The sequence below is a fragment of the Maritalea porphyrae genome, assembly GCF_030159895.1.
GTDB classification, from domain to species: Bacteria; Pseudomonadota; Alphaproteobacteria; order Rhizobiales; family Devosiaceae; genus Maritalea; species Maritalea porphyrae.
The window spans coordinates 605,736-618,340 of record NZ_BSNI01000002.1 but is presented as its reverse complement, the minus strand read 5'-3'; the positions used below and the strand labels follow the sequence as shown (position 1 = coordinate 618,340).

Below are 12,605 nucleotides of genomic sequence, written 5' to 3'. Positions count from 1 at the left end.
TACGCGGCGGTCAATCTTGATCAATATAATCAATATGAAAAATGCCCCGCACAATTCGCCCTACTCGATGGAAGCCAAAGAAGTCTGCACGCAATTGCAGATATCTCCAGACACGCTGTATGCCTATGTTAGCCGTGGGATAATCCGCAAGATTGCCCACCCACAAGATGGTCGCCGCAGTCTTTATCATCGTCACGATTTTGAAAAATTGCTGTGCAAAAAGAAAACTGGCCGCTCGCGCAGCGCGGTGGCTGCTTCAACTATCAGCTGGGGAGAGCCGGTTCTGAAATCTTCAATCACCGAGATTGCAGACGAGCAAGTTTTTTATCGCGGTCAAAATGCGGTGGATTTGGCAAAGTCATTCAAATTCGAACAGATTTTTGAGTTGCTGCTTGGCGAAGCATTTCGGGCTCCACCTCCTGAAGTCAACAGGTACGTTTTGCAACAAATTAATCAAGACTGGCCTCCGATAAATAGGTTGATGGCGATGTTGACCCATGAAGCCGCGACACTGGGCTCTGCAGGCCGCGTACAAACGGCCCGCCGATTATTGCGCCAATCGGCTATGGTGATCGCTGGAACCGTCGAAGACTACATGGATTACGATATCGCTGAACTGTTGGCGAAGCACTGGCACATTGCCAAGCACGGCGACGATATTTTGAATCAGGCGCTCATTCTGTGTGCTGATCATGAATTAAATGCATCGGCTTACGCTGCGCGCGTCGCTGCGTCTGCAAAGGCAAATTTGCCTGCATCACTGCTTGCAGGTGTTACTACGCTTACCGGTGATGCACATGGCGGCATGACCACTTTGGCGCGTGAGTGGAAAGAGACCGCCCAAATGTCGCAAATGAACGGCGAAGAACCACCCATTCTTGCGAGCGGCCAAACACCGCCCGGCTTTGGGCACCCCTTTTATCCGAATGGGGATCCCAGAGCACTCGCTCTAATTGATGTCTGTGGTTCGCCATCGGATTGGATTTCGCTAAAAACTTCAGTGTTTGAAAAAACCGGCAAGACTCCATCGTTGGACTTTGGATTGGCGCTTGTGGAAGAGCATCTCGGCTTGCCGGTCGGGAGTGGGCTTGGTCTTTTTGCCTTAGGTCGGATGGCTGGGTGGATGGCGCATATATTTGAACAACGAAAGAAAGGGAAACTGATCCGCCCTAGAGCAATCTACGCTGGCAAACGCCACAAAGTCACTGCTGCCAACGCATGATTTGGCAATTCTTGCGCCGCGATATACTGTTGAGTGCGGCTCTTATTGTGGGAGGGGAGCATGGTCAGGCTAGTCTTTATGACACTTTGTTTTGTTGTTGGCTCGACCTTGGGCGCATTTGCTTGCTCTTGCGCGGACAATTCAAACGCGATTGAAGCGATGGATTTACAGATTGCAGAGCGGCAAGCGAAACTGAAATTTGTCGTGGGCGGTGGCCGGGAAAGCACATCTCGTTTCACCAACGACCCCTTGATCTTAGCGCGTGAGATTCGCGAAATATCAATAGTCCGAGATCGATTCATTCAAGAACAAACGGACTGTCGAAAACGCTGCGCTCGACAACTCGACAAGAGCATTTTCGACCCTGACACAACCTCACCCGTGCTGATTGCGCAATGCCCTGAATGCGAAAAACTCTATGATAAAATGAATGCGGCAGACGCTCGTTTGTCGCTAGCAATCCGAAATCTGTCGCTCTTCAAACAAGACAACGAACAAGCCCTCTGGGAAGGCATCAAGCCAATTGCGGCTGGTCCAACAAAACAAGCATACGACAACGCGTTGCAAACATATGCGCAGGCATATGGGGTGTACGAATATCTACTTGATCGAAAGGAGCGTGCGTGCAAATCGGCAACCCGCTTGCCCAACAATCGTTCAAGTTACTATCACCCAGAAGCGTTTGATGAAGAAGAGCCTCTGCCGCCCACTGGGTTTGAAGAAGGCGACCCCTCGCTTGATCCCGACCGTCCAATCCTGGATGAGGATGGAAATGAAATCATCGTATTTGATGGCTTCGGCAACATTATTCCGCCTCGTGAAGTACGCGCACGAGCAAGAAAAATCGAAGAGCTTAAGGCCGGGCTTGAGACAATAGTGGGGTTGCCGGCCGACATGGTGCAACATGTTGGCGAAGAAATTGACCAGCTAATTGACCTTGTTCGTTCCAACGACATCGACATCCCTCATGGCATGGAGCTGACGGAATATGGCGAATGTTTGCGATGGACGAGACTAGCTGACCAACATCTTGAGCGTTTTCTAATGCCCGCAGATTTAGCGCTCAGCCAAGCGGCTCAACGGTTGCCCGGTGGAAGCGCGGCGAAGTTCAAAGAATTGCGGGAGTTGGAGAAATCGGTCCGCGATGCCCGTGCTGAACGAGATGCGGCAATGGATGCACTCATCGACTGCAACGCAAAGCTATGTCGCGAAAAACCAAAGGTCACCCAAGAGTTCATTGATGAACCTGAGGTACCCAACGTCGAGCAGGGCGCTATCGATTTGCCGCTTCCTATCGCGCCACCCGCTTTCGATCCGCTGCCAATTGAGCCTCTGCCATTTGAGCAATTGCCGCTACCCGTGCCACCAAAAACCGGTCCAGAAAGCGGCAGTGTTCACATTCCTAGCTTGCCAATTCCGGCGACAGACAATCCGGTTTTGCCACTAGAGACGATCCCGCCCAACACCAATGCTGGGGAAGGCCGGATAACTCTTCCATTTGATACGTCGCCCGAGGCGTTAATCGCACAGCGAGAAAAAGCAATTGCTACCGGCCAGATGCGAGATCCAGATGGAGTATGTGAGTTTGACTTAGATGATGTCTGTTTCAAACTTGGTGACGAGGAAGCCGAGCAATGCAGAATTCAAGTTTCACTCTGGCGTGACGAATGTAGGTCCGTACGCGATTACGCTCCCACCCGATCGTTGGGCTATTGTTACGCGCGATGCGATGTACAAGCGACTGCGGCGAGCAACGCCAATATCTTGCAAAAACTCGTGCTTCGCGTGCTGGAGCAAAATGATCCCGCTAATTCATCGAGTCGTGTGGCGCAACTGCAAACCAATGCGGAGATGATGGCAAACGCGATTGTTGAACTGCAGGCTCTTGAAGATAGATTGTCGGAAAAGAAAATCCAAATCTATACCAACACGGAAACAGGCGCGATTATCCAACACAATGGGCCATTTTTTGAACCCAAACCGCCTTTGATTCACACTGGTGAAATGGCCGCGCCACTTTCCGAAATAGAACTCGAGCGCCGCACCATTCTGAGCGAGCGCATTGAACGCCTAGCAAGAGAAGCCGCCGCGCTATCGACAGAGCCCACAGAGCTTAGCGTTTGGCGGCAAAAGGCCCGCGCTTTTTGGCAAGGCACCAGTGGCTATTCGCCCGTTGCATGTACGCCGGATCAAATTGATCCGAAATTGTCTGAATGTCGCGCGTTTTGCGATGCACAAATGCCCATTCCGCCTAATGCTGGCGGTGGTCCGGCGCCGTTGGATTTCTGCAAACCAAATGGAATATTGGGGTTGTTACATCAGCCATACTCTCGCCAATGGCTTTATCCACCTGGCCATCCATGGCAGACGCCGGGGTTTGGAAGATAATTAGGGGTTACACGGCACTAGCGCTGTCCAAACTTGCGAAGCGACAATTTCATCATTCGCCTTGTTTTTCGTTTCCAGCCGTATCCCGACATATCCGCGCTCGCCGTTCGTCGATTTTTTTAGGCTTATCACTTCTGCATCCACATAGATTGTGGTGTTTGGATACACGGGTTTTGCAAACTTGAGTTCGTCAATGCGCATACCGATAAGCGGATTACTGCCGAAGGGTTTTTCAAGCGCCATTAAGCGCATAGATGCTGACAAGGTCTGCCAACCCGAAGCGATGATGGTGCCAAAGGGCCCCTCTTTTGCAGCGTCCTCGTCCACATGGATAAATTGCGGATCGTATTCGGATGCGAATTCATGCACTTTTTCCGCGGTTAGATCGAAAGTGCTTGTCCTAATCTTCTCGCCAATTTGAATGTCTTCGAAGTAACGTGTCTTGGTCATGTCATGCTCATATTTTGTTGGTTGATTTAATGCGTGACACAACGTCCTCGCTAATGAAATCAACAATTGTTCGGATGCGCGTCAGGTGCGCAAAATCTTCTGGCACTGTGAGCCAAAGCTCTCGTTCAAGCTCGATCGCATCATCAAGTACAGGCACCAAGGTGTCATAGTTTCGAGCGATATAATCGGGCAAGATGCACACCCCTGCGCCTGCCAATGCCATCTGCAATTGCACGTGAAGGCTGGTTGAGGTGAGGTGGGCTTTTAAGCTTGGGTCAACGCTTGGGATATAGTCGAGTTCTTTATCAAAAATCATATCGGGAACATAGCCAATGCCGCGCAATTTGGAGAGATCTTTCTTGTGCTTGATTGGCTGATTGCGCGCCACATAATTGCGTTCGCCGTAAATGTGGAGCGGGTAAGTGGCTAGTTTTTTGATTTTTACGCGTCCCGTTTGCGGCCGCGTACCTGTAAGCACCAAATCAGCCTCGCGCTTGGACATTGAGAATGAACGCGGCACGGCCAGCAATTGCACTTCTAAACCAGGATGCAGTCTGCAAAGCGCGGCAGCACTTTCTGCCAGAAGAAACGAAGCGATACCCACATGCGTCGCAATACGCACTGAACCGGTTAGGCTTGTTGACGCGCCTGCCACCTCATCAAACACCCGCATCGCGTCGCTTTCAAGCTGTTCCGCCAGCGGCAACATTTTGTACCCTTGGTCCGTTGGGCTATAGCCCTGTGGCGAACGATGGAACAGGGGTACACCAAGCCCTTCCTCTAATGCCGTGATCCGGCGGCCCACAGTTGCATGGTCGACGCCCAAATAGCTACCCGCTCGCGACAAGGTCCCGTGGCGTGCCACGGCGAGAAAAAACCGAAAATCATCCCAATTGTTTCGCATGGGCAAATATTGCCAGATATGCTATACTTTAACCAGTGCATTTTTGCACAATGATTTTGCTTGTTTGATTATTGATATTGCGTTTGCGCACAATATGATGTGCGCCAACTTTATACTACACGCGCGGCAATGCCTGCGCTTAGCGGCTTCAGGGAGGCGACCGCAATGAACGAGATCACTCATTTCATCAATGGCGAACATGTTAAAGGCACATCGGGCAGATTTGCTGATGTTTACAACCCTGCAACTGGACAGGTCGAAAGCAAAGTACCGCTAGCAAGCAGAGCGGAACTAGATGCGGCAATTGCGAACGCAAAAGAGGCGCAAGTTGGCTGGGCGAATGTAAACCCACAAAAGCGCGCTCGCGTAATGATGAAATTCGTTGAACTGCTGCACCGCGACATGGACAAGCTTGCTGAAGCTTTGTCACGCGAGCATGGCAAGACAATTCCTGACGCAAAAGGCGACGTAATCCGCGGTTTGGAAGTGGCGGAGTTTTCTATTGGTGTGCCACATTTCCTAAAAGGTGAATACACCGCTGGAGCAGCAACGGGCATCGATATTTATTCGATGCGCCAACCTTTGGGCGTTGTAGCAGGCATCACGCCATTTAACTTCCCAGCGATGATCCCAATGTGGAAATTCTGCCCAGCGATTGCCGCGGGCAATGCGTTTATCCTGAAGCCTTCCGAGCGTGATCCGTCTGTGCCAAATATGTTGGCTGAATTGATGATTGAAGCAGGACTGCCAAAAGGCGTGTTGAACGTTGTGCATGGCGACAAAGAAGCCGTGGATGGCATTCTGGATCATGAAGATATTCACGCGATTGGCTTTGTGGGGTCCACGCCGATTGCTGAATACATCTATTCACGCGGGTCGGCGAACGGCAAACGTGTTCAGTGTTTTGGCGGTGCGAAAAACCACATGATCATCATGCCCGATGCGGACATGAACCAGGTTGTTGATGCGTTGGTTGGCGCCGGTTATGGCGCGGCCGGCGAACGCTGCATGGCGATTTCTGTGGCTGTACCCGTGGGCAAAGAAACTGCCGATAAGCTGGTTGCAGCGCTTAAAGACCGTGTGGAAGCCCTACGGGTTGGACCATACACTGCAGGCGACGACGTGGACTTTGGTCCGCTTGTGACCAAAGAAGCGCAAGAACGTGTTCGCGGCTTGGTCGACCAGGGCGTAAGCGAAGGCGCAACACTCGTGGTTGATGGACGCGATTTCGTGGCCAAAGGCAGTGAAGACGGCTTCTTTATCGGGCCATGCTTGTTCGACAATGTGACCGAGGAAATGGAAATCTACAAACAAGAGATTTTCGGTCCGGTACTGTGTATTGCCCGCGCAGAAACTTACGAAGAAGGTTTACGCCTTGCAATGGAACACGAATATGGCAACGGCGTTGCAATCTTTACACGCGATGGCGACACAGCACGCGATTTCACCTTCCGCATTAATGTGGGCATGGTGGGTGTGAATGTTCCGATCCCAGTGCCGTTGGCATACTACACATTTGGTGGCTGGAAACGCTCGGGCTTTGGTGATCTGAACCAGCATGGTCCAGATGCATTCCGCTTCTACACCAAAACAAAAACGGTAACGTCGCGCTGGCCATCAGGCACAAAAGAAGGCGCTTCCTTCACCATTCCAACCATGGAGTAATCCAAAATGGACTTTGCGCTCACCGAAGAACAATCAGCGATTTTTGAGATGGCGCGCGAGTTCGCCATGGAAAACATTGCGCCCAATGCGATTGAATGGGATCAGGCCAAGCATTTTCCGCTTGATGTGATCAAACAAACCGCGGAATTGGGCATGGCAGGGATTTACACACGCGACGATATAGGTGGGTCTGATTTGACCCGCCTTGATGCGGCGTTGATCTTTGAAGCCCTGTCGCACGGCTGTCCCGCCACCGCATCGTTCCTTTCCATTCACAATATGTGTTCTTGGATGATCGACACGTTTGGCGCAGAAGAAATGCGCCAAAAATGGGGCCCAAAACTCACCAGCATGGAAACGGTGGCCAGCTATTGTTTGACCGAGCCGGGTTCTGGATCAGATGCAGCTGCGCTTAAGACCACTGCAAAACGTGATGGCGAAAATTATGTTCTGAAAGGCACCAAAACCTTTATTTCCGGCGGCGGCGTTTCAGACCTTTACATCGTCATGGCGCGTACCGGCGAAGCTGGCCCCAAAGGCATTTCTGCGTTCTTGATCGAAAAAGGCACACCTGGTCTTTCATTCGGCGCGAACGAAAAAAAGATGGGTTGGAATGTGCAGCCAACGACCGAAGTGGTCATGGATGATGTGGTCATCCCTGCATCAAACCTTTTGGGTAATGAAGGCGATGGTTTTAAATATGCCATGAAGGGCCTTGATGGCGGACGGTTGAACATTGCCGCAAGCGCTTTAGGTGCTGCACAAGCGGCACTTGATAAAACGCTTAGCTACATGTCTGAACGCAAAGCTTTCGGCAAGTCGATCAACCAATTCCAAGCTTTGCAATTCCGCTTAGCAGACATGGAAATTGAACTGCAAGCCGCGCGCGTGTTCTTATACAAAGCCGCATGGACCTACGACCAAGGATTACCTGAAGGCACCAAATATTGCGCCATGGCAAAACGCTTTGTCACCGACACGGCATTTGAGGTGGCTAACCAAGCGCTGCAATTGCATGGCGGTTACGGTTATTTGGCAGACTATGGCATTGAAAAAATCGTTCGCGACCTTCGGGTGCACCAAATTTTGGAAGGCACCAACGAGATTATGCGCCTTATCGTTTCACGCCAACTATTGAGTGAGTAACTGATGAACGATTTGATTGTTCAAATTGAGGGCAATGTAGGGGTGATCACGCTTGATCGCCCAAAGGCTCTGAACGCCCTTAGCCACACAATGCTTGATGGCATTCGTGATGCTCTAATTGCATGGGCCGACAATGACGACGTGCATTGTGTTTTGATTGAGGGTGCCGGTGAGCGCGCCTTTTGCGCAGGTGGCGACATTCAAGCGATTTACGAAAATGGTCCGAAAGACCCTGACGGATCGCTCGAGTTTTGGCGTGATGAATACAAACTCAATGCAATGATCGCCAACTACAAGAAACCGTATATCGCATTGATGCACGGTTTTGCGATGGGTGGCGGTGTTGGTGTTTCTGCGCACGGCTCGCACCGGATTGTGACCGATGGATCAATCATCTCAATGCCTGAAGTGGGCATTGGATTTTTGCCCGATGTGGGCGGCACTTGGTTGCTGCATAACGCGCCCAAAGGCGTTGGCGCCTATTACGGCATCTCTGGCGCGCGCATGGGACCAGACGATGCAATCTTTTTGGGGTTTGCGGACGCTTATGTGCCCAATGGCAAGTTCGCCACCATCAAACCTCGTCTCGTCGCAGGGGAAAACATCGACGCGATATTGGCCGACATTAGTGAAACGCCTAATGAAGGCGATGCGCGTTGGCACCAAAATGATATCGCCCGGTGGTTCGACGCTGACAATTTTGACGAAGTTCTGGCAAACATTGAAGCGGATGGCAGTGAGTTTGCGCAAGGGGCACTAAAGCTTTTGCGACGCCAATGCCCGTTAAGTGTGAAGTCGACATTTCATGCGCTTCGTGAAGTGCAGAACTACACTTCTGTCGAACAAAGCCTGCAACTTGAGTTTCGGTTTTGCGCTTGGAGCCTTCGCGGCAAGAACTTCTATGAAGGTATTCGCGCCGCGGTGATCGACAAGGACCGCAACCCAAAATGGGAACCGGCAAAATTGGGCGAGGTTACCGACAAGATGGTTGAGGATATGTTTGCCCCATTGGGTGGCAAAGAATTGGTCTTTTAAAGGGCCCAGCAAATAGAGGGAGTGGGAACATGAACGTTGCATTTATTGGCCTTGGCAATATGGGTGGTCCCATGGCCATCAATTTGGTCAAAGAGGGTCATAATGTCTTAGGTTTTGACCTAATGGCGGAAAACGCCGACAAAGCAAAAGAAGGCGGCGTGAGTTTAGCGGCCAGTGCTGAGGAAGCAGTCGCCACTGCAGATGCGGTCGTCACCATGCTGCCAAATGGCCAGATCGTTCTTTCTGTATTTGATCAATTGCTTGGTAAGGCACCCAAAGGCGCGGTCTTTGTTGATTGCTCGACCATTGATGTGGCAAGCGCGCGCGAAGCACACAAAAAGGCGCAAGATGCCGGCATGCTGAGTTTGGACGCCCCTGTTTCGGGTGGTGTTGGCGGCGCTGCTGGTGGCACGCTAACCTTCATGGTGGGTGGCAGCGATGCCGCCTTTGAAAAGGCAAAGCCACTATTTGATATTATGGGCCAAAAGGCGGTGCATTGTGGTGCTGACGGCGCGGGGCAATCGGCAAAGATTTGCAACAACATGCTGTTGGGCATTTCGATGATTGGTGCGTCTGAAGCTTTCAATCTAGCTGACGCGCTCGGTCTCGATAAATCCGCATTATTTGATGTCATTTCGACATCAAGTGGGTCTTGCTGGTCGGTCAATAACTATTGCCCTGTGCCTGGCGTTGGCCCGCAAAGCCCTGCAGACAATGGATATTTACCCGGATTTGACGCGGCGCTTATGCTTAAGGACCTTAAGCTATCACAAGACGCTGCCGGTCAATCTGGCGCGGTGACACCTCTTGGCGAACACGCCACAAAGTTGTATGACGCTTTCGTGGAAAAGAACGGCGTGGGGCATGACTTTTCTGGAATAATTAATGAACTGAAGGGGCAAAAGCGCTCTTAACAGTGAGTTGGTGCCCAAAATAAAGGCTGTTCAAATGACCGATACCATTCTGGTCGAAAAACTCGACCGCGTAGTGCACATCACCCTAAATCGTCCTGAGGCGCTGAATGCGCTCAACCTTAAAGTGATGGACGAAGTTACCGCAACGCTTGAACAATATGATAGCGACCCATCTGTCGGTTGTTTCGTGATTTCAGGGTCGCCCAAAGCATTTGCAGCGGGTGCTGATATCAAAGAAATGCAAAGCCAAAGCTATACCGACATGCTGAAGGCCAATTGGTTTGCTGGTTGGGATAAGTTGACCCGCACGCGCACCCCAATTTTGGCGGCGGTGAACGGCTACGCGCTTGGCGGCGGCTGTGAACTGGCGATGATGTGCGATGTGGTCTATGCGGGCGATCGCGCGAAATTTGGCCAACCTGAGATTAAGCTTGGCGTCATTCCCGGAATGGGTGGCTCACAGCGCTTGACCAAATTGGTGGGCAAATCAAAAGCTATGGATATGGTGCTGACAGGCCGCATGATGGATGCCGAAGAAGCAGAACGTTCTGGTCTCGCGGCGCGGGTTTTCCCAGCGGACGAATTGGTCGGAGAAGTGCTCAAAATTGCCGCTGAGATTGCAGGCTTTGGAAAGCTGGCGACGCAAACTGCAAAAGAAGCGGTGAACCAAGCCGAAGAAATGGGCATTAGCCAGGGCGTCTTGTTTGAGCGTCGCACCTTCCACGCATTGTTTGCAACCGCGGATCAAAAAGAGGGCATGGCGGCATTTGCTGAAAAACGTGACCCTGACTTTAAAGGCGAATAGGACTTTTATTCATGCAAATTAATTCTAATTTGGCAGTTGTCATTACCGGTGGAGCCTCTGGCTTGGGTGAAGGCGTTGCGCGCCATTTGGCCGCGAAGGGCGTTAAGGTCGGCTTGTTCGATTTGAACGAGGAACGTGGCGAAGAAATCGCAAAGGAACTTGGTGGCACATTCGCGCGCGTTGACGTTTCTGACGCTGCAAGCGTTGCGTCAGGTTTTGAAAAAGTGCGCGCCGCAAATGGCCAAGAACGAGTTGTTGTGAACTGCGCAGGTATCGCGCCGGGCGCCAAAACGATTGATCGTGAGGGCAATCCGCACGATCCGGGACTGTTTGCCAAAACTATTGGCGTAAACCTTGTTGGCACATTCCATTGCGCTTCAATGGGCGCTGCGGGCATGGCAAAGCTGGATACCGTGGGCGATGATTTGGAGCGCGGTTTGATTATCAATACTGCCTCGGTTGCCGCTTATGAAGGACAAGTTGGTCAGATCGCCTACTCCGCATCAAAAGGCGGTGTTGTTGGCATGATGCTGCCGATGGCGCGCGACTTAAGCCGCGATGGCATTCGCGTTGTCACCATTGCACCGGGTATATTTATGACGCCAATGATGGCTGGCTTCAGCCAAGAAGTTCAAGACAGTCTTGCTGCAAACACACCATTTCCAAAACGGTTGGGCACACCAGCGGACTATGCGTCACTGGCAGAAGAGATTATTCGCAACTCAATGATCAATGGTGAAACCATCCGCATTGATGGCGCTGTGCGCCTGCAACCACGATAAAGCGCATCTCCCAGAAGTGGGAACCGGTTGTGGGACAAAGATATGCGAAAACAAACAGAGCATGGCCGAACGGCAATTCGAATAAGGCAAGCTCTAGGAGGGACGACAAATGAGTGATAATCCAATTGTAATTGTTGGTGCAGCCCGAACCCCGATGGGCGGTTTTCAAGGGGAGCTTGGTGCTGTTGCCGCGCCAACACTTGGCGCCGTCGCGATCAAGGCAGCGCTTGAAGGCGCAAAAATTGACGGCGCGGATGTTTCTGAAGTGTTGATGGGCAATGTGTTGTCTGCGGGGTTGGGCCAAGCCCCTGCCCGCCAAGCAACTCTTGGTGCTGATCTGCCGCTTGGCACGCCATCCACGACCATCTCCAAAGTGTGCGGTTCCGGCATGAAAGCCGTGATGATGGCGCATGACCAACTCAAAGCAGGCAACGGTGAAGTGTTGGTTGCCGGCGGCATGGAAAGCATGACCAACGCGCCATACATTCTACCAAAGATGCGCGGAGGTGCCCGGATGGGCCACGCAGAAGTTGTGGACCATATGTTCTTTGACGGGCTCCAAAACGCCTATGACGGCCATGACTTGATGGGCAACTTTGCCGAGCAATGTGCCGGTAAATACGAGTTCTCCCGCGAAGCCCAAGACGAATTTGCCATAGGCTCTTTGAACAAAGCTCTTGAAGCGCAAAAGTCAGGCGCCTTTGACGCGGAGATTGCCCCAGTGACGATCAAGTCGCGCAAGGGCGAAGTGACCATTTCAGAAGATGAACAGCCCAAAAATGCGCGTCCTGAGAAAATTCCAACTCTACGCCCCGCCTTTGCAAAAGATGGCACGGTAACCGCTGCGAACGCCTCGTCGATTTCGGACGGTGCTGCGGCTTTGGTGTTGATGCGAGAAAGCGATGCGAAAGCCAAGGGTTTGAACATTCGCGCCCGGATTGTTGGCCATCAAAGCCATGCGCATGAGCCTGGTTGGTTCACTACTGCGCCGGTGCCAGCAATGCAAAAGCTTTTGGAAAAGGTAACCTGGTCTGTTGACGACGTTGACCTTTGGGAAATCAATGAGGCGTTTGCGGTGGTCACTATGGCCGCGCAAAAAGACCTCAACATTGACGCGAACAAGATCAATATCAATGGCGGCGCGTGTGCTCTTGGCCATCCAATTGGCGCATCTGGTGCACGTATTTTGGTTACCTTATTGCATGCGCTTGAGCGCACCTCTAAAAGACGAGGCGTCGCATCACTTTGTATCGGTGGCGGAGAAGCCACAGCTATCGCGATTGAGATCGCTTAA

The 12,605-nt window shown here is 51.7% G+C and carries 11 protein-coding genes; 9 read left to right on the top strand and 2 right to left on the bottom strand.

Annotated features, from left to right (window positions below; translation table 11 throughout):
• Positions 1–16 precede the first annotated feature (16 nt).
• The gene (locus tag QQL65_RS06520; protein ID WP_284362926.1) at positions 17–1,222 is read left to right on the top strand and encodes a citrate synthase family protein; all 1,206 of its coding nucleotides are present in this window, start codon (positions 17–19) and stop codon (positions 1,220–1,222) included.
• Between the two features lie 60 nt (positions 1,223–1,282).
• The gene (locus QQL65_RS06515; protein WP_284362924.1) at positions 1,283–3,610 is read left to right on the top strand and encodes a hypothetical protein; all 2,328 of its coding nucleotides are present in this window, start codon (positions 1,283–1,285) and stop codon (positions 3,608–3,610) included.
• Here the strand turns inward: QQL65_RS06515 and QQL65_RS06510 are convergent, their stop codons facing one another.
• The gene (locus QQL65_RS06510; RefSeq protein WP_284362923.1) at positions 3,611–4,060 is read right to left on the bottom strand and encodes a MaoC/PaaZ C-terminal domain-containing protein; all 450 of its coding nucleotides are present in this window, start codon (positions 4,058–4,060) and stop codon (positions 3,611–3,613) included.
• Positions 4,061–4,067: 7 nt separating this feature from the next.
• Positions 4,068–4,964: a LysR family transcriptional regulator gene (locus QQL65_RS06505; RefSeq protein WP_284362922.1), complete on the bottom strand. Its 897-nt coding sequence runs from the start codon at positions 4,962–4,964 to the stop codon at positions 4,068–4,070.
• 165 nt (positions 4,965–5,129) lie between these two features.
• Between QQL65_RS06505 and QQL65_RS06500 the strand changes: the two genes are divergently transcribed.
• From QQL65_RS06500 to QQL65_RS06470, 7 genes are all read left to right on the top strand, one after another.
• Positions 5,130–6,629, top strand: a complete 1,500-nt coding sequence (locus tag QQL65_RS06500; RefSeq protein ID WP_284362920.1) for a CoA-acylating methylmalonate-semialdehyde dehydrogenase — start codon at positions 5,130–5,132, stop codon at positions 6,627–6,629.
• Positions 6,630–6,635: 6 nt separating this feature from the next.
• Positions 6,636–7,775, top strand: a complete 1,140-nt coding sequence (locus tag QQL65_RS06495; RefSeq protein WP_284362919.1) for an acyl-CoA dehydrogenase family protein — start codon at positions 6,636–6,638, stop codon at positions 7,773–7,775.
• Between the two features lie 3 nt (positions 7,776–7,778).
• Positions 7,779–8,810 (top strand): enoyl-CoA hydratase/isomerase family protein, encoded by a 1,032-nt coding sequence (locus tag QQL65_RS06490; RefSeq protein WP_284362917.1) that lies wholly within the window; start codon positions 7,779–7,781, stop codon positions 8,808–8,810.
• Between the two features lie 29 nt (positions 8,811–8,839).
• Positions 8,840–9,724 (top strand): 3-hydroxyisobutyrate dehydrogenase, encoded by an 885-nt coding sequence (gene mmsB / locus QQL65_RS06485; protein WP_284362916.1) that lies wholly within the window; start codon positions 8,840–8,842, stop codon positions 9,722–9,724.
• 34 nt (positions 9,725–9,758) lie between these two features.
• Positions 9,759–10,529, top strand: coding sequence for an enoyl-CoA hydratase (locus tag QQL65_RS06480; protein ID WP_284362915.1), 771 nt, complete (start codon positions 9,759–9,761; stop codon positions 10,527–10,529).
• A gap of 11 nt (positions 10,530–10,540) precedes the next feature.
• Positions 10,541–11,311, top strand: coding sequence for an SDR family NAD(P)-dependent oxidoreductase (locus QQL65_RS06475; RefSeq protein WP_284362914.1), 771 nt, complete (start codon positions 10,541–10,543; stop codon positions 11,309–11,311).
• Positions 11,312–11,420: 109 nt separating this feature from the next.
• Complete coding sequence (locus tag QQL65_RS06470; RefSeq protein ID WP_284362913.1) at positions 11,421–12,605, top strand: acetyl-CoA C-acyltransferase; 1,185 nt, start codon at positions 11,421–11,423, stop codon at positions 12,603–12,605.